Raw genomic sequence first — 17,830 nt, 5'->3', positions numbered from 1 at the left:
ATATTTGGCGGTTTTGATTCCTTTTAGGAGGGCAGCTCTTGTGGCATCTCTGGCGAACAAGTACTTTTCGAATACAGCTTGTATGCTTTGAGAATGTAAGTGGTAGTTTCCTTTTGTCAGTGCTTGGAGGGCAGACTTGTTGATCCATTTCCCATTATGTTGCAAATGATACGCCTTTGCGTGACGCAAACAATCATTCCATACTTTGGCGGACTCGCAGTTGCAGTCAAACAATCGCTGCAGATTTATCTTTGAGGTTTGGAAATAGACTCGTTTCGCTCGAATCATAGATTCACCCCCTGTATATTCCTCATTTTACCACAAACAAAACATACGTTCTATATATTTGCAAAATTTTTACATTTTGGACAATGGAGATGGAACGTGCCTATCTCTTGTGCGAAGGCGATTCATCCCCCACTTACCGTTACACACCATTCACACGCTTGAAGTGGGGTATTCTCGCCTAATTTATGATAAAATATGATTATTGTAAAAAGATACACATTATAAGGGAAAGAAAGAGAAGCAACCAAATCTTATTTGACTGCTTCTCTTATTTTTTTATTCCCCGTGCTTGTTTTACTGATTTTCCAACTTGCATGATAATTTCCTGCATTGCTCTTAATCTAATCAAACGTTTGTTTAAATTTGCTGTGGCTCTACAACCGCCACTGTCCCACCATTCTTTCCGAATACCAACAAGAAATCCATCGTATTTTTCACTTTACGCAAAAATCCATCCAGCTGTTCTCTATGAGTCAACTGGTATGCCTGGATTTCATAATCCACCCGATACACATTTCGCACTGCGTCCAACTCAACCGCATACAGTACTACAATTAAGAACGCATCCTTATTCCAATACGAGAATGCGGCAATTCCTGTCTTGGGATCCGACCTTTTCGTTATAATCTGTTCCAGTTCATACAGTTCCTTGAAACCTTGCGGACATTCAATTTGCACAGAACTTTTTTGCTTCATTCGCTTCACCTTACCCTCTCATAGTGGAATGCGAATTCATCATAGCATCATCTAACAAAATGGTAAAAAATTCAAAAAAAAAAAAATAGAGCAGTTTTTGCAGTTTTCTCTAGGTGATTTTGCTATTTTACACAGAGGAATTCAGAAAATCATAAGGTATTCACAACATTGAATACCGCAGTGTGGATAAAGCTGGCAATACGGAGGATACGAAGACAATTCAAATAAAGATTGATAAAACGGCGCCGGAATTGACACTTAAGTTAAACCAAGCATCGCTTTGGCCGCCGAATCATAAAATGGTGACGGTAAAAGTGACGCCGGAATGGCAGGACTCACTTTCTGGCATGCAATCAATCGTATTGACGTCGATCACGAGCAATGAGCTTCCTGATGGGCCTGGAGACGGCAATACGGCGCAGGATATTCAAAATGCCGCATACGGTACGGCGGACTTCGAGTTCGATTTACGGGCGGAGCGGTCAGGCGGAGGAACGGGACGCGTATACACAATTACGTATACGATTACTGATACAGCCGGCAACTCCAGAGCAGTCTCAACAACCTTGGCGGTGGCACACGATCAATCAAAACCTAATGAGTAAAGCAAAAAACGGAAAGCCTGAGCAGATTTTACTTTTACAGTGGTAATAGGGCTGGAATAAGCAAAGAAACAGGATGGCGGGGTGTCCCTTGCCATCCTGTTTTTTTGTGGTACCGGGACAGTCCCTCAATAACCCAAAACGAAAAGCATACGCTATTCTTTCTGTATAACGCAAAGAAAGGATGGCGTTTTTTTATGAATATTCTTCTTTCGGAAGAATTACATCTTTTCTTTCTAAAACTACATCATTCCTTAAAGCTATATGTCACTATTTTGCAAACAAAACGTTATCTGAAAAAGGATCCTCTTGTTTTGTTCAAAAAGTCACCAAATGCACATCAGACAGGGAGATTATATTCCATTCCATCATAAGCAAACATCGTATGAGCAGGAATTTCTTTTTTTCTCTTTTCGACATCTATATCGTGTGACAAATGGGTGAAAATGATAGTTTTCGCCTGTAAAACTTTGTCAATTTCCAATATCTCTTTCACACTGTAGACAGAACGCGTGTGCATTGGTGCCTTTTCATCCCAAAAGGATGTTCCGATAATAAGCAAATCCAATCCAATAAAAGGTTTGATTTCTTGCTGGCTTAAGTTAATAGCATCTGAAACATACGCCCAAGTATAATCATGACCTGTAAATTTGATACCGTATGAATAACCATTAAAACCATGGTTCACCCTGTGAAACGTAACCTTGTACGGGCCAATCTCCCATTCTGATTCTCCTGCAAACTGAAGAAGCGGACGATTCTTCAAATATGGATAGCGATTTTGAACAGTGTCAATTATATCGGAGGGGCTAATAATGGCTCCCTGTTTCTTTTGACCAAACAGTAAGTCGGCATAGTCCCCCAGTCCTGAAATATGATCATTGTGTGCGTGTGTCAGCAATACAGCGGATGCTATTTTTTTGTTTAAAAAACGCAAACATTGCGTACGAAAATCAGGCGATAGGTCAATAAAAATTGTTTCCTGTTTTAGACGAATAGCAAGGCTGGGGCGAGTGCGAATGTTTACTGCTTTCTTTTCTTGACAGACGGAGCAGCCGCAAAGAATGCGTGGAACTCCTTTCGCATCACTCGTTCCTAAAAATTGCAGCTGTGTCATGAAAAATTCTCCTCTTTGTCATCTTTTTATGGTCTAGCTTCGCTACCATATATTTTCCATTGAAAGATTTCCTGTTTGAATGTAACGGACAGCTTCCATAACTAGCAGCGAGGCATTTTCCTCCGTTAGAAGAGAAAGGAGAAGAAATTGCGTCCCACCCAAGTCCTATCCTTCAAAAAAGAAAAGCTGTTGGTGCTCTCTTTATTATACAATAAAATGTAAATTTCATGGTATGGAGGCCGATTCAAGGAAGCTAAAATATACCAAATAACAATATATTTCAATTTACGTTCTGTTATAGTAGGAGGTTCAGGTGCAAATAGAGTTAGATGATTTTGCTATTTTACACAGAGGAATTCAGAAAATCATAAGGTTATATTTCTATGAAGAAGATGAGGGACACAAAGTTGATCACAAGAAGTTTAGATATTTATTTGAAATCCAACAGCCTCTCATTTCTTCCCTGCCGCAAATCTTCCGTACTCCTTCAAAAATCGCAGCTTCACAACCCCGACCGGCCCGTTCCGCTGCTTTGCCACATGAATCTCCGTAACATCCTTGTTCGCCGTCTCCTTATCATAATAATCTTCTCGATACATCAGCATAATCACATCCGCATCTTGCTCGATCTGTCCTGTCTCCCGCAGGTCGGATAAAAGCGGGCGTTTGTCCTGGCGTGACTCCACACCCCGGGACAACTGTGAGAGCGCCACTACGCACACATTCAAATCGCGTGCCATCAGCTTCAGTTTGCGGGAAATCTCCCCTATTTCTTGCATACGATTCCCTCTGTATTTCGGGTCGCCTGTGATGAGCTGCAGGTAGTCAATAACAACCAACAGTTTTTTCCCTGGATGTTTTCGTTTCAGCTTGCGTACCTGCATCCAAATGTCCTGTGTCGTGATGCCGGCCCTATCATAGATTTCCAGCGGCAGCGTACCGATGTCCGCAAGTGCTTGGCTTGTTTGCTGCCAATCTTCTATGGAAAAGCAGCGCTTTGGATTTTTCAGCTTCCTTCCCGATACATTTCCTACGCAGGAAATCATTCGCTTAAGCAGCTGTTTTTCACTCATTTCCAGTGAAAATAAGCCGACGGCCGCGCCTGATTTCGCCGCATGAAGGGCGAGGTTCAAGGCAAAGGCTGTTTTTCCCATGGAAGGTCTTGCGCCAATTACGATGAATTCTTCTTCCTGCAGGCCGCAGGTGATTTGATTCAAGTTCTGAAATCCTGTATCAATGCCCGTTAGCTCTCCTGTGTCGTGATTGAGGTCTTCAAACACACGGATTAAGGCGTCATTTAAATCAAAATCAACTGCGGCAGTATCATCCAGCTCGCTCAGCGCTGAGATCGTCTTGTTGATGATTTTTTCGTTCTTTTCTGTAAGCAGTTGTTCATTCATACTTTGCGCCATCTGAATCGCATGGCGCATTTTCCATGCGTTTCGGACAAGCCCCTCATAATGTGCGAAGTTGGCAGTGGTAGGGACGCATTCCATGATGTTCACAAAGTACACAATGCCTCCGATTTGTTCCAGGAATGAAGCATCGATTTTGGAAACAAGGGTGATCAGGTCAAGCGGCTCCCCGTCTTCATCGATTTGGCGCATCAGCTTGAATAATGCTCTGTGTGCAGCGGCAGAGAAGTGCTCTTCAGTCAGCCGGCACTCCTTCATCAATTCCCCATCAAGCAGTAAGGAACCTAAAACCGTACGCTCCGCCTCCAAGTTTTGAATGCTCATGGACGCCACCCGCTTTCCTGCAAGAACTTCTGGAGTTCTTCTTCAGACGGTACGCTTTTTGCCCACTCTTCGCACTCAGCGCGCAGCTTATCAGCTTCATCGTCAACAGGGGGCTCCTTCTTTCGGAACTTCGCTGTCGCTTCCTCCACCTCTCGAAGCGTCGTATACCCTTTTCCGTGCCAATCCCGTAAAATTCCCTTCACATAAGCAAGCGTACGCTTCCCTTGTTCATGTGCGATTTTCAACGCTTTCATTACAAGCTCTTCTGATAAATCCTCGACCCATCCCGCCAATTCTTCTGCCGTGTACGGCGATAATATTCCGAAGTTTTGCTCGTAAAAGGCGAATACGTTCTTGCCGGCAGGAGCGATTTCTTCCTTCGCTTCCGGCATTTCCGCTATTTCTGTCGGGAGAGGATCTGCCTCTTCCTCCGGCATGCCGAAATACTCCAGCAGCAGCGGTATGTTCAATTCTTCCTCCAAGCATTTTTGAAGAAACATATGTACAAGCTCTTTGCTTTTCACGGCCTTCAGCTCACGCAGCACGCATTTTTCGATATTTTTGTTCGTGATGCGGTTGTAGCGCACCCAATTTTGTATGTACAATTCCTGTGTTTTTGCATCGTATACAATTTTCCCGTACTGGATGAATCGCTCCAGCAGCTCCTCGATAGCATCTTGTTTATAGCCGGTTTCTGCTTCCACTAAACGCATCGGGAACTGATAAATGCCGCATTGCGTCGTTTTGGAGCATGTAAGCAAATACAAATAAAAGTACCGCTCCTCCGGCGTCAAGTCCAATATAAAATCATCCTGCCAAAATCCGATCTGTATATTGCGGTACACTGCCATCAATATTCCCCCTATCTTTCTTGCGGCGCAGGTCTTGTCGCCGCTTCCCAAATAGATATAAAGGGCAAAGGGGTGAAATTGGTCAAAGAATTTTATGATTTTAAAAAAAATTACTACAAGATGTTTTAAATACGTTCTTGTAGTAGTTTTTTATTTTTTAGTTTTTTAAAGATCTTAATACTAGTAGTAGTTCTTTTATTTCTTTAGATCTTTAATGATTTATTATTTGATAGGGGCTTGGGAGGGGCTTGTAAAGCATTTTATTGTGTTTGATAAGTCAGATTTGAGCCGCTTGATTTCTGATGTTAATACCTTCTCTTATGATAGATAGTAACTAAACTTACTTTATGAGAGAGGATCAAAAATTGAGTTTTGAAACTTTTTTACCATCTCTATAGTCTAGGCAAGAAACTTCAATTAATAAACCGTTAAATACTGTGAAATAAAAACCATAACTACTACCTCTCATTGTGTAAGGTTCCTTGTCTATTTCAATGCCACCAGCTACTAAACGATCATATGTTTGATCAACTTCACTTGAAGTTTCGACCAAAAAACCAATATGAAAAGCTTCAGGATAGCTAACGTCCTTTTCCCCCTTAAATGCTTTTGGATCACTTAACACGAGAATAAATCCGTTCTCATCACTCATAACTACAAGAGCTTTTCCTTTTTGTTCTAAAAATTGAAAATCAAAAAATGTTTCAAAGAAATGTCTAGCTTCTGATAAATCATCAACACATAGATTCAAATGATTCAACCTCATTCACTCATCTCCTTTTAAACAGGGATTATACAGAAATGTATTGACACATATTAGTAACACTTGAATGTTAGAGGAAAAGCATTCAAGTGTTACTGATATGGGTTTCTTATTACTTATAGTTAGGTTAACTAGACTATATATATGCCACATAACATTATAATTATTCTATTCTTAGTATGATATAGATATGAAGGTTACGCCTTTTTTGAGGGCTGCTTATCAACGTGGTTGGGATCAGGGAGATTTATTAGTTTGAATAAAAGAGGGTGTCCAAAAGTGGACACCCTCTTCTTATTAACCTAAGTCAGCTTATCTTATCGAAAGTAATTATTGGTAGGAAAACACTAAGGTTCCTATTCCGTATTACATCATTAAATATCGCATAAGTAGAATTACCAGCAACCAGAATGGGGTAACAAATAATAAGCCATATAATGAACCGCGGAACATTTCCATATTCTCTCCACCCTTTCATCCTACTTAGATTTTAATGATTGTATTGAAAGCGTTTTCTTTTTATGTGAATTCGGTTTCAGAGCATATAAATCCTTCTTTTTTCCTAAAAGAATTTATAAGTAGAGTGGATGTATAAATAACAGTCAAGACCGGTTAAATTCCTCATCCCTTGAAGAGACATCAGAGATATGGATTGGAGAAAACCGCTTCATCCATTTATATATCATTTTGTCTTGCTGTATTTGTCACATAACTGTTTCACTGAACTGTCAAAGTAATATAAATATACTAACTTCATAGAGGGCTGTGCGCTGTTTTCTTGTAGGGATTTTCCGTCTTTCTCTAGGAGTCTTTGAAATATTGAAGATGAACGATATGTTTCTGTTTGAAGTATATGAAGAGGCTTTGCTCGGAGATTAATATTACATTATAGTAAAAAATTCACAATTTTGTATTTTTATGAAGGTATTTATATTGTATAATACAAATGTTGCAAAAAATTCCAACAAGAGGAGATGTTTCATATGAAATTAAAAAACATGGCTCAAGCATGTGCGCTGGCTACGGCTGTTAGTGTAGGGGTAACAGCATTTGTACCTTCTTTTGCACAAGCGAAGTCAGAAACAGAGAAAGTGAAAGAAAAAGAGAAAGAGAACAACAAAGAGAACAACAAAGAGAAAGACAAAGCTGCCCAGAAGTTAGTACAAGCCTTAGAAGCATTGCATGTGGACCAGGTGGATTATTTGTATGCGTATGTTCAATCAGTGAATTTGACTGATCGAGAGTTTAAGGAGATTCTTGCGAATGCGGAGCGTGTTCAGAAGATTTTGGGAAGCGCAAAGGATGTAAAGCAGTTAACGAATGCGCAGAAGGCGGAAGCGGTGCGCTTGTTCCTTGAGAGTGCGCAGCTTGCTCATTTGAAGATTACGTTCGTGGATGATAAGGGCAACCTCAGTGATGTAGTAAATTATAAGTTCAATTCCAATTTGAAGATCCAGTTAAAGGATTTGAACGGTAAGCTATTAGCGACTATCGATCCGAAAATCGATTATTTCACACGAGATGGCCTTAGAGATATGACGAAAGCTTTGAAGACAGCTGTACAAGCCAAGAAGGAGTTGGATAAGTCTGGTAAGTTCGTTCCAATGCCAAATGGCCAATCGTCAGACAATGAATCTCAAGACGAGGCGTAAGCTTCTTACATATGAAAAAGCGTAAAAGCAAATGGAGATGGGTAATTCTTGGAATCCCCATTTCTCTTATGTTATTGGGTGCAGGCGTTGTAGCGTATTTTGGGTGGGATATGACAAAGCAAACCGTTTTATTGGCTTATACGGTTATAAAGCCGTATGAGCCGGAAAAACCGAATCGGGAGTTTGAGCAAGAACAGCTATGGTCGAAGCTGCCAGCGCCGGGCGAGAAGCTTGGTGATTTGAAGATTACATCTTTAGACGCGAGCTGGCCGGTTGTGCAAGGCACGCATGATGAAGAGCTGAAGCAAGGTGTCGGTCACTTTGCGGGAAGCACACTGCCTGGTCAGAGCGGGAATGTTGTGCTGAGCGGCTACCGCGATACGGCATTCCGTAAGCTGGAGAACTTGAAGAAGGGCGATAGGATTAGCTTTACTACGCCTTACGGAGAGTTTGTTTACGAGGCGACGGACTTTAAGACAACACATGCGAATGATGAAAATAGTATTGCTCCGACAGATTATGAGACGCTGACGCTGACGACGCGTTATCCGTCCGATTATACTGGAGATGCGCAGGATCGTTTGATTGTGTATACGAAGCTGGTGTCTCAGCCGAATACGGCAAAGAAATAAAGGGAAGTCTCCGCTTGTCAGACAGGCGGGGGCTTTTTTCTATGCCTTTATATCATCCTGCAGCGAGAATGTTGCTTGTCAGGCATATGTATGTCACGTGTTTTGGGTATGCTATGGATATATATTGTTTGTAAGAAAGGCTGTTATTATGAAAAGAAAAGTATTGTTTTGGAGTTTAGGAATACTAGCAGGTGTTTTGCTCGTTGGTGCAGGGGTTTACGCATATAATGTGTACTCGAATGTTTCGCAGCCGCTAGAGAAGATACATCAGCCTTTGAAGCGAGAGGTGCCCTCTCAAAGGGAGGAAGAGGTAAAGCTTGAGAAGAAGGATCCTATGTCCATTTTAGTTATGGGCGTAGATAAACAGGGGGGCGATCAGGGCCGTTCCGATACGCTTATGCTTCTTACATTGAATCCAAAGACGAATTCCATGAAGATTGTGGGGATTCCGCGCGATACGTATACGGAGATTGTCGGAAAAGGAAAAAAGGATAAAATCAATCATGCGTACGCATTTGGCGGGATTGATATGACGGTGAATACAGTAGAAAAGTTTTTAAATGTGCCAGTCGATCACTATGTTGAAATTAATATGGAAGGTTTTAAAGAGATTGTCGATGCAGTCGGCGGGCTGGATGTGAATAATGATCTCGATTTTACAGATGAAGGTGTTCACTTTGCGAAGGGGAACATTCATCTAAACGGTACGGAGGCGCTTGTGTACGTACGGATGAGAAAGCTAGATCCGCGCGGCGATTTCGGCCGGCAGATGCGGCAGCGGCAAGTTATGCAGGCTGTCATGAAGAAAGGCACCGATCCCTCTTCCCTCGGGAACTACACTCGTATTTTAAGCGCGCTGGAAAAGAACGTGAAGACGAGCTTTACGCAAAAAGATATCATAGAAATTCCGCAAAATTATCGGGGGTGTCAGAGTAATATAGAAGAGATTCAAATTGAGGGAAAAGGTACAAGAATAAATAGGATTTACTACGAGGTAGTAGATGAAGCGGTGCGCCAAAATATATCCAAGAAGCTGCGTGAGCATTTGGAGCTGCCGGCACAGTAGAAAGAAAGGCAAACGTGAAGAGGCGTTTGCCACGTAGAACAAAAAGGAAACTGCGCTCGCTCCCTCTCTATGGTTTACCCCTTCCTGAAATATAGAAGGGATAAGAAAATTGGCCTTTTAGTATTAGAAGAAATTAAACTATGGAGGAAAAATTTTGAAGAAAAGAACCTTATGGACTTTCGCAGCCCCCCTATTAATATTTTTAGTCTTGAGTGTAGAAGGCTGCCAGACGAAACAGAAAGCAGCAGAACAAGAAATTCAAACAAAAGCCGAAAAGGTTGCGGTGCAATACTTTAAAACAGAGAAGAGATGGAAAGTTGAGGTGGATGAAGTGAAAATCTCTCCTATAACAGGAGCAGATGCAGTTTTTGTTTATGGTCATATTGCAGGGAACAAAAATAAAAAGGTATCAGTTACAGTAGACTATAAAGACAACTATAAGGTAGTTGGAGTCGGTTACGATCGGTGAAACTCTGCATACAACTATATATGAGTGACTTAAAGTATCATACAACAAAACCCGATGTTTCCTCGGTGCAGGAATATCGGGTTTTCGGTTTTCTTCCTATCAAAGTCTAGGGATTCCCAGGGAGAGAGAAGTTTCATGTCAAGAAGTGACCTATGGGATGCCCTCATGTAATGAGCAGGGTATTGCTCCAGTTTTTAAATTTATATTGTGAAAATGGGATTCCTTACCGGAGCTAACAGGAAGGCTTGAGGGATTTCCTTGCCATTTCCTGCCCTTTCCTTGCTTTTTTCGTCATGTTTCAGCAAGGATAAGCTATGTTTTCCCTATAATTCTACTTATCTTGAGCAATTGCATTTTTCGCTCAGAGGTTACAGTAAAGATAGACCTGTTCAACTAACAGTACGGACTTGTTATTTTGATATTAATCTCAACAAACCTATATATAACTGACTAGTTTCTTCAACATTTCACGCTGCATCTCTCAACTTGCACCGTTTACTATCCAACTTGGACCATTTACTATCCAAACTTCAACTGTATGCTGAATCTATAAGTCAGTTATATATTTGGTGGAATGGTGGAAATTAGGTAGATGTTAATGGCAAAAAGTTTTGTTGGCGGAGAAGGTTCATAAATGAGTTGAAGGTCATTTGAATTTAACTGCACATGCATTATATTTCCATAAACAAGAAATGATAATAAAAATCCACTTTATATGGGCTCAGCCATTCGGTTATTGCGATTTCCTATGATGTTGCTAGCATCTTTGTTTGGGATTGTAGGTATTGTGGTTGGTTTGATTACTTTGATTGGGCATCTTATTTCTTAGGAATCGCTGGGCATTCCATATAGCAGTCCATTTGCTCCAGTCTATTTTTCCAACTGGAAGGATAGTTTTTTACGTTTTCCACTCTGGAAAATGAACCATCGTCCTTTGAGCACAAAAGCGATTCAAGCAAAGCAACAAGGCTCCAATGATCCTCGGGGGGATGAAAAGTGAAAAAGTATGCTTACAATGAAATTACCTTAATGCAATATATTTTTTTAATACATGGCGCACAATTCGGGATCGGTGTCCTGCAGCTCCCGCGGATCTTGGCAGAAAAGGCAGGCATGGATGGCTGGATACCTATCATCTTTGGCTGGATGACATCTGTTATAGGGAGCCTAATCATTATTCAAATCATGAAGAAATATCCAGAGGGAACACTATTTGATTTGTTTACAAAGTATTTTGGAAAGTGGGCAGGAAAAGCCATTGCCCTTTTCATGGCCTTGTATTTCGCTTTTGTTGCGTTTACTATTGTTCAGCGGTCAATCCTCTTTATTCAAGTATGGATTGTGCCGGGAGTATCCGGTTATGTACTCATGATTTTATTCGCTATCCCTACTTATACGATTGCTCGCAATGGGATTCGCATCATTGGCCGATACGCAGAACTCGTTTTTTTCCTTATATTATGGATGCCTCTCTTTTACTGGTTTGCCTTGCGGGAAAGCCATCACTGGATTCACCTGCTCCCTTTGTTCAAAGATATGAAGAAGGCGCTGTTGGCTACGCAATCTACTATATATTCTTTTTTGGGCGTCGAAATCGCGTTTTTTCTATACCCGTTTTTACAAAAGAAGCAAGCTGCTTCCATCGGCATTATCATCGCCAATTTATTATCAATGCTCGTATTTTTATTTGTAACTCTTACCTGTTATATCTTTTTTAGTCCAGACGAAATTACGCTATTTAACGAACCTACATTAAGCATATTAAAAGTAGTGGAATTTCGATTTGTAGAGCGAATGGAAATTATTTTTCTTGCGTTTTACTTGTTGGTGCTATCTAGGACTTGGATGCCTTATATGTATGGTGCTACTTTCTGTTCGAGTTGGCTGTTCGGGAAACAGGATCACAGCAAACATTTGCTCCTATTATTACTGTTGCTGGTGCTGGTCACGTATTTTGACACTCCTACTTTTAATCAAAATGACCTGTTGCAAGAATGGGGCGCGAAACTTGGATCTTCCTTCGTATATATCTTTTCTTTATTTTTGTGGATTTACTTAAGTATCCGTGAACGGATTCGAGGAAGGGCTGCCAAATGAAATGGTTGATGGGACTTCTGCTGTTGCTGTTTTCTCTACTAATCCTTCCAAGAGGAATTGTACAACCGCCATACTTAGAGGATATAGCGTTTACCTTAGCATTTGGTGTGGATCTGAACAAAGAAAATGAGTTGGTATTCTATGCAACTAGTCCTGTATTCGGGAAAGAAGTGAAAGAAAAAACAGAAAGATTCGATGTTAAGGCAAAAACGATCCGGCAGTCTAGAAGGGAATTCGACGATCGCAGCACTGGTGTGTTCATCGGATCAAAGCTTCAGGTTCTGCTTATCGGGAAACGATTGCTTCAAGATCCAAATTGGCTTTCCTTATTGGATGTCTCTTATCGTGATGCTAAAGCTACAGTCAATTCTAGAATCATGATCGTAGATGGTCCTGTCTCAGAGATTATGCACTTTAATCCTAAAGACAAACCAACCACTTCGATATATTTAAGGTCCCTAATCGATACTTCAAATGTAAGAGGAGAATCCCTAAAAACAACGCTGCAGAACTTGCATCGGCAGCTGTTTGATAAAGGCATCACTCCCGCCATCCCCAGCATTAAAATGGGGAAAGAAGTCATACTGACGGGCAGTACCCTGTTAAACAGGAAAGGAACGTACAGTGCTTCGCTTAATTCTCAGGAGACTACCTTGTTACAAATACTGCAAGGGGACAAGTCCGATTTTTACTTAACCCTTCCTGTTATGAAAGGGAAAGAAGAGAACGCAATCGAAAGAAATATGTTAAGTTTTAATGCTCATAACGTAAAAACAAAGATTCATACTGGGTATAGTCATGATAAATTTAGATTCGATATTCACGTTAATATGTACATAGAATTATCGGAACGTCTATTTCCATTTAATATGAAAAAGAATAGCGATAAACTAGAACAGATGGTAGAAAAACAACTGAAAATGCAACTTGGCAATTTCATAAAGAAAATCCAAAAACATAAAATTGATCCAATTGGCTTAGGGGTATATGCCAGAGCCTATCAAAACAAGCATTATGAGCAAGTGCAGGACCGTTGGGGCAAAGCGCTAGGAGAAGCAACTATCAATATTTCTGTAGATGTAACAACACGATCCATGGGGGCAGTTAAATAAATAAAAAGAAAGGCAAACGTGAAGATGCGTTTGCCTTTTGTTTTACCGAAGGAACGCTTCCTCATTTCTTTTTCTATAGGTTTGTAAGTTTTGCAAGTGATTTTGTTTAAGTACAGCTAATATATAAATATGCATATAATTGATGGAAATAAAGCATTTACTGTTATGTTCATTACAGTAAATCACATTCGTGGAAAAATAATGATTTGCGTGAGAAGGTGAACACTACTACATTTATTATAGTGTGGTATCATTAATAACTATAAGTTGAGATTTAGTGGGGATATAGAAGAAGGAGATGTACAAATATGCTGCAAGTTTTGAATCAACGCCTGACCAAGATCATGCCTATCATCACGCCCGTCAGTGTTGTGATTGGCGTCCTGTTGTCCAAATGGTTAGGTTCGTACGCATTCCTCGTACCTTGGATTTTCGGATTTATGACGTTTGCCGGGAGCCTGCGTTCGAATTTCAAGGATTTAAAGACTGTGCTGATCAAGCCCCTGCCATTGATCGTATCGATGCTAATTCTTCATGTGGCGATGCCTTTTCTGGCGTGGGGAATGGGGCATTTGGTGTTTCATAATGATATATTCACAGTCACAGGATTAGTCTTGGCTATGGTAATTCCGACAGGGGTTTCTAGTGTGATTTGGGTGTCCGTCTATCGCGGCAACATCCCGCTGACGTTGGCAATCATTTTGATCGATACACTGCTTTCTCCGTTCATTGTGCCCTACAGCATGTCGGTACTGGCAGGAGCTAAGATACACATGGATGTGCTTGGCATGATGCAAGGGCTTTGGTGGATGATCGTATTTCCATCTCTGCTTGGAATGCTGGTGAATCATTTTGCCGGTAAGCAAGCGAGGAAGCTGGAAACAACCCTTGCTCCGTTTTCGAAGATTGGCCTTGGCGTAGTCGTTATGATCAACAGCGGGGTAATTGGCCCTTATCTGCAGCATGTGAATGGGAAACTGGTATCGATTGCAGGATTTGGTTTGGCGCAAGCCGCGCTAGGTTATCTATTGGGATGGTTAGCCGCAAAGTACTGCAGGTGGGACCGTGAGACAACCGTTGCCATGATTTTCAACACCGGGATGCGCAATATTAGCGCAGGGGCAGTTATTGCGATTGCGTATTTTCCAGCTGCAGCTGCAGTACCTGTTGTATTGGGAATGCTGTTCCAGCAATTGCTTGCTTCATTTTACGGATATCTCATTCATCATTTTTACGATTCAAACAACCATATTCATACAAATAAAAGTGCTGCTACGTAGATGTGAACTACCACGAACCTAAAGGTATCGTGGTTTTACGCCCACAAATATAAAGTGAAACTTCCTAAAGCGGGTATAGTTCAGATGTACGGTTTAGTTTGATATAGGAAGCCAAAAACGGCAGGTGTATGCAAGATACCTGCCGTTTTTGGTATTTAATCAAACGTTTGTTTAAAGGGTTTGGCCGCTTCTACGCTTAGTCGGATGCTCTCTTCCCCCTAAAAGAAACGTTTTTATGTCGATTTGTTTAGTTGCATTTATTAAAACATTTCCTCGACCTATATTAGCATTTGGAACAAAACTGGATCTTTGTTTAATTCCACATAATGTATGTTATGTTTATTTAATTGAGTGATTAACGGTTCATAATCTTCCTTGTTTTTCAATTCAATTCCGACAAGGGCTGGACCATTCTCTTTATTATTCTTTTTCGTATATTCAAAGCGGGTAATATCATCATTTGGTCCGAGAACATTGTTAAGAAATTCTCTTAGTGCACCTGAGCGCTGTGGAAATTCGATGATAAAGTAATGCTTTAGACCTTCGTAGATCAAGGAGCGTTCCTTCATCTCTTGCATTCTGTCAATGTCATTATTGCCGCCGCTTACCATACAAACGACTGTTTTCCCCTTGATTTCTTCTTTATAAAAATCGAGTGCGGCAATCGAAAGAGCGCCAGCCGGCTCAGCGACGATTGCATTTCGTTTGTATAATTCTAAAATGGTAGTACAAATCTTTCCTTCAGGCACTAATACGATATCATCCAAAACTTGCTTACAAATTTCAAAAGTTAACTTTCCGACTTGTTTAACAGCTGCACCATCAACAAAGCTATCTATCGTATCTAAAGCAATATTATCATTTTGCAGAAAAGCTTGTTTCATGGATGGAGCACCCTCTGGTTCAACCCCAATCATTTTTGTAGAAGGACTGATACCTTTTATGTAGGTACCTACTCCGGAAGCTAATCCGCCGCCTCCTATTGCTGAAAATACGTAATCAACTGGTTTATCTATATCATTTAAAATTTCAACAGCAACGGTTCCTTGACCAGCTATAACAAACGGGTCATCAAACGGATGAATAAAAGCCATATCATGTTCTTTACAATACTTTTGTGCTGCTTGAGAGGAACTATCGAATGTATCTCCAATTAGAATAATCTCAACAAATTCACCGCCAAAAAATCGAACCTGTGACACTTTCTGGCTTGGAGTAGTAGTCGGCATAAATATTTTAGCCTGAATTTTTAATAAATTACACGTATAAGCAACTCCTTGCGCATGGTTGCCGGCACTTGCGCATACAACGCCATTTTTTAATTGTTCATCTGATAAACTCTGGATTAAATTATAAGCACCTCTTATTTTAAAAGAGCGTACTACCTGTAAATCTTCTCGCTTTACATAGACATCACATTCGTAACGCTTGGACAAAATAGGTTCTTTCTGTAAAGGTGTCTGATTGATGATGTCCTTTAAATGATTATAAGCTACAAGTATATCTTCAATCTTCACTCTATCCATCACTGTATTAACCATTCCTTATCATTCCTTATCATTGTTTTTTAATTGCGAGTTGCATGTATCTATTTTTATTCGGTTACTTTTTGGATTTTTAACACTCAATTCATTTATTTCATTGTTTCATCAATCTTCACTCCTATCTGCTTAAGTTATTTTCTATTTCAACAAGCAAAACTCTAATAAATGTCTATCTAATCAATTGCTGAGGCGAAAAAACAAAAATTCTTTACATGAAGATTTATCAAAAAAGATATGAGTGAATAGTCTAATATTATGAATTTTCTGCGTAGAAATAATAAAAAATTCTCTCGCTTCAACAATCGATTTCTACATACTTGCAGATATCAATTGCTGAGGCGAGAGAATCGCGGTACCACTCAGCTTCCCTATGTCTCTCACGAAACATAGGCTTGGTAAGTCTAATGTTAGACTTTCGTCGTTTTATCGGAGACGAATCCGGCGCTTTCTACTCAGATTTCTCTGTTCGCAAGCGCAGCTCCAAGGTGATTTTCAACAATGAGATCGTTACCACCCTTCCAGCCAATGGGGCAGCTCTCTGAAACGTACTTTATTGCCTACTCTCCTCTTCAACGCTATATCAACTGTCTTTTGTTCATCATGTTTTGTGTTTTCTTTACAAATAAAAAACCTCTCGCTTCAACAATTGATTCCTACCTACTTGTAGATGCCAATTGCTGAGGCGAGAGGATCGCGGTACCACTCAGCTTTCCTATATTCCTCACGAAACATAGGCTTAGTAAGTCCAATGTTAGACTCCCGTCATTTTATTGGAGACGAATCCATCGCTTTCTACTCAGATTTCTCTTTTCGCAAGCACAGCTCCAAGGTGATTTTCAACAATGAGCTCGTTACCGCCCTTCCAGCCATGGGGCAGCTCTCTAAAACGGACTTCGTTGTCTACTCTCCTCTTCAACGCGAAATTTATTTTGAATACATTTTTTATTTTAAATACATTTTCAATAAAAATTGTTCTGATAAATTAATTGTTGAATTGATTATATTGATACATTGCACCTCTTGTCAATATAATTTTTGAAATTACAATTTGTAAGGGCATATGAAAAAGCGGTTCTCGTACAAGAAGCCTATATATAGGTTTTATAATTTCGACATAGGAACTGCTATACAGAACCAAAGCCTGCACTCGCTTCCTCTCTTTGGTTTACCCTTGCATGAAACGAAAGGTTTGACCGCTTCTGCACGTCGCCGGATGATCTCTCTCCCCTATAAAAAGCCGGTTTTTTTATTCACTTGTATATATGTCATTATTGCTTATCATTTTTGTTTCTTAGCAGATAAATCTTTTTTTAGCTCAAAGAAGAATACTACCGCGAAACCAATCATCCCTAGTAAGGGAAGAAGTAAAAATATATAGTTCCAAAATTGATTGATAAAATAGCCCAAGACCAAAAATGTAACCAGACCTGTAATAAATAAAATCCAAGATAATACATATATGATTTTCACTATTCTCACCTAATCGTAAAGTGTTGTTATCCATTTACATAAATAACTATAGAATGCCTTAAAATATGGAATATATGTACAGAAATTAACTTCTTACTAAGAATGTGGGATGTTCTATATAAAACTGAATAAAAAAATCGTCTTTTTATAGTGGGGCGAGAGCATCCGGCGACGTGCAGAAGCGGTCAACCCCTTGTATTGGCCCATGCAAGGGTAAACCAGAGGGAGGAAGTAAGTGCCAATGCCGTTTTGTTCGAAATAGCAAATGAAAACGTCGAAATTATAAATCATTTATATATAACTGGTTTATAGGTTCAACGTTTAGATGCATGGAATAAGGTTTGGATAATAAAAGAGGGAATTTGGATAATAAACAGCATACTTTGGAGAATAAATGCACCATTTGGATAATAAACTGCTTAAATAGGAAAGAACATGATTGCCAGGTCACA

The 17,830-nt window shown here is 40.1% G+C and carries 15 protein-coding genes, 2 pseudogenes and 1 other annotated feature; of the genes and pseudogenes, 9 read left to right on the top strand and 8 right to left on the bottom strand.

Translation table 11 applies throughout. From position 1 onward, the window contains the following. Together H540_RS0117740 and H540_RS0117735 are read right to left on the bottom strand one after the other, a co-directional pair. Positions 1–288: pseudogene (locus tag H540_RS0117740) on the bottom strand (RNA-guided endonuclease InsQ/TnpB family protein); the annotation flags it as partial. A 357-nt stretch (positions 289–645) separates the two neighbouring features. After that, complete coding sequence (locus tag H540_RS0117735; protein WP_028401793.1) at positions 646–984, bottom strand: hypothetical protein; 339 nt, start codon at positions 982–984, stop codon at positions 646–648. A 182-nt stretch (positions 985–1,166) separates the two neighbouring features. Between H540_RS0117735 and H540_RS0117730 the strand changes: the two genes are divergently transcribed. Next, positions 1,167–1,589, top strand: a complete 423-nt coding sequence (locus H540_RS0117730; RefSeq protein WP_028401792.1) for a hypothetical protein — start codon at positions 1,167–1,169, stop codon at positions 1,587–1,589. Positions 1,590–1,926: 337 nt separating this feature from the next. Here H540_RS0117730 and H540_RS0117725 read toward each other — a convergent pair whose 3' ends face one another. The 4 genes from H540_RS0117725 to H540_RS0117710 all read right to left on the bottom strand — a co-directional run bounded on the left by H540_RS0117725 (position 1,927) and on the right by H540_RS0117710 (position 6,059). After that, complete coding sequence (locus H540_RS0117725) at positions 1,927–2,703, bottom strand: MBL fold metallo-hydrolase (RefSeq protein ID WP_028401791.1); 777 nt, start codon at positions 2,701–2,703, stop codon at positions 1,927–1,929. Between the two features lie 452 nt (positions 2,704–3,155). After that, on the bottom strand, positions 3,156–4,442 hold the full coding sequence (gene dnaB, locus H540_RS0117720; protein ID WP_028401790.1) for a replicative DNA helicase: 1,287 nt from the start codon (positions 4,440–4,442) through the stop codon (positions 3,156–3,158). Next, positions 4,439–5,293: a DnaD domain-containing protein gene (locus tag H540_RS0117715; protein ID WP_028401789.1), complete on the bottom strand. Its 855-nt coding sequence runs from the start codon at positions 5,291–5,293 to the stop codon at positions 4,439–4,441. Before H540_RS0117715 ends, dnaB begins: the two co-directional genes overlap by 4 nt. 358 nt (positions 5,294–5,651) lie before the next feature. Continuing rightward, a complete protein-coding gene (locus H540_RS0117710; RefSeq protein ID WP_028401788.1) occupies positions 5,652–6,059 on the bottom strand; it encodes a VOC family protein in 408 nt (135 codons plus the stop codon). A 980-nt stretch (positions 6,060–7,039) separates the two neighbouring features. Here H540_RS0117710 and H540_RS30095 point away from each other — a divergent pair. The 8 genes and pseudogenes from H540_RS30095 (at position 7,040) to H540_RS30090 (ending at position 14,364) form a co-directional block, all read left to right on the top strand. Then, complete coding sequence (locus H540_RS30095; RefSeq protein ID WP_051317169.1) at positions 7,040–7,708, top strand: hypothetical protein; 669 nt, start codon at positions 7,040–7,042, stop codon at positions 7,706–7,708. An 11-nt stretch (positions 7,709–7,719) separates the two neighbouring features. Beyond that, positions 7,720–8,340 (top strand): sortase, encoded by a 621-nt coding sequence (locus tag H540_RS0117700; RefSeq protein ID WP_028401787.1) that lies wholly within the window; start codon positions 7,720–7,722, stop codon positions 8,338–8,340. 148 nt (positions 8,341–8,488) lie between these two features. Next, the gene (tagU, locus tag H540_RS0117695) at positions 8,489–9,406 is read left to right on the top strand and encodes a polyisoprenyl-teichoic acid--peptidoglycan teichoic acid transferase TagU (protein WP_028401786.1); all 918 of its coding nucleotides are present in this window, start codon (positions 8,489–8,491) and stop codon (positions 9,404–9,406) included. Positions 9,407–9,560: 154 nt separating this feature from the next. Next, on the top strand, positions 9,561–9,875 hold the full coding sequence (locus tag H540_RS0117690; protein WP_051317168.1) for a hypothetical protein: 315 nt from the start codon (positions 9,561–9,563) through the stop codon (positions 9,873–9,875). 715 nt (positions 9,876–10,590) lie between these two features. Beyond that, positions 10,591–10,875 (top strand): annotated as a pseudogene (locus tag H540_RS32290) (spore germination protein); the annotation flags it as partial. Then, positions 10,872–11,972, top strand: a complete 1,101-nt coding sequence (locus tag H540_RS0117680; protein ID WP_028401784.1) for a GerAB/ArcD/ProY family transporter — start codon at positions 10,872–10,874, stop codon at positions 11,970–11,972. The pseudogene H540_RS32290 and the gene H540_RS0117680, both read left to right, overlap by 4 nt. After that, positions 11,969–13,084: a Ger(x)C family spore germination protein gene (locus H540_RS0117675; protein ID WP_028401783.1), complete on the top strand. Its 1,116-nt coding sequence runs from the start codon at positions 11,969–11,971 to the stop codon at positions 13,082–13,084. The genes H540_RS0117680 and H540_RS0117675 overlap by 4 nt, the downstream gene beginning before the upstream one ends. Before the next feature lie 308 nt (positions 13,085–13,392). Beyond that, positions 13,393–14,364, top strand: a complete 972-nt coding sequence (locus tag H540_RS30090; RefSeq protein ID WP_051317167.1) for a bile acid:sodium symporter family protein — start codon at positions 13,393–13,395, stop codon at positions 14,362–14,364. Positions 14,365–14,642: 278 nt separating this feature from the next. Here H540_RS30090 and ilvA read toward each other — a convergent pair whose 3' ends face one another. Next, positions 14,643–15,905, bottom strand: coding sequence for a threonine ammonia-lyase IlvA (ilvA, locus tag H540_RS0117665; protein ID WP_028401782.1), 1,263 nt, complete (start codon positions 15,903–15,905; stop codon positions 14,643–14,645). A 334-nt stretch (positions 15,906–16,239) separates the two neighbouring features. Next, positions 16,240–16,490, bottom strand: a binding site (T-box leader). Between the two features lie 696 nt (positions 16,491–17,186). Beyond that, positions 17,187–17,378, bottom strand: coding sequence for a hypothetical protein (locus H540_RS0117660; protein WP_028401781.1), 192 nt, complete (start codon positions 17,376–17,378; stop codon positions 17,187–17,189). Positions 17,379–17,830 lie beyond the last annotated feature (452 nt).

Source organism: Ectobacillus panaciterrae DSM 19096, assembly GCF_000430785.1.
In the GTDB taxonomy this organism is placed as follows: Bacteria; Bacillota; Bacilli; order Bacillales; family Bacillaceae_G; genus Ectobacillus; species Ectobacillus panaciterrae.
The sequence above is the reverse complement of the archived record's forward strand: the minus strand, read 5'-3'. Positions and strand labels throughout refer to the sequence as shown.

Coding starts and splice junctions, on each gene's coding strand:
- H540_RS0117735 (WP_028401793.1), bottom strand. CDS start 984: ATGAAGCAAAAAAGTTCTGTGCAAATTGAATGTCCGCAAGGTTTCAAG.
- H540_RS0117725 (WP_028401791.1), bottom strand. CDS start 2,703: ATGACACAGCTGCAATTTTTAGGAACGAGTGATGCGAAAGGAGTTCCA.
- dnaB (WP_028401790.1), bottom strand. CDS start 4,442: ATGAGCATTCAAAACTTGGAGGCGGAGCGTACGGTTTTAGGTTCCTTA.
- H540_RS0117715 (WP_028401789.1), bottom strand. CDS start 5,293: ATGGCAGTGTACCGCAATATACAGATCGGATTTTGGCAGGATGATTTT.
- H540_RS0117710 (WP_028401788.1), bottom strand. CDS start 6,059: ATGAGGTTGAATCATTTGAATCTATGTGTTGATGATTTATCAGAAGCT.
- H540_RS30095 (WP_051317169.1), top strand. CDS start 7,040: ATGAAATTAAAAAACATGGCTCAAGCATGTGCGCTGGCTACGGCTGTT.
- H540_RS0117700 (WP_028401787.1), top strand. CDS start 7,720: ATGAAAAAGCGTAAAAGCAAATGGAGATGGGTAATTCTTGGAATCCCC.
- tagU (WP_028401786.1), top strand. CDS start 8,489: ATGAAAAGAAAAGTATTGTTTTGGAGTTTAGGAATACTAGCAGGTGTT.
- H540_RS0117675 (WP_028401783.1), top strand. CDS start 11,969: ATGAAATGGTTGATGGGACTTCTGCTGTTGCTGTTTTCTCTACTAATC.
- H540_RS30090 (WP_051317167.1), top strand. CDS start 13,393: ATGCTGCAAGTTTTGAATCAACGCCTGACCAAGATCATGCCTATCATC.
- ilvA (WP_028401782.1), bottom strand. CDS start 15,905: ATGGTTAATACAGTGATGGATAGAGTGAAGATTGAAGATATACTTGTA.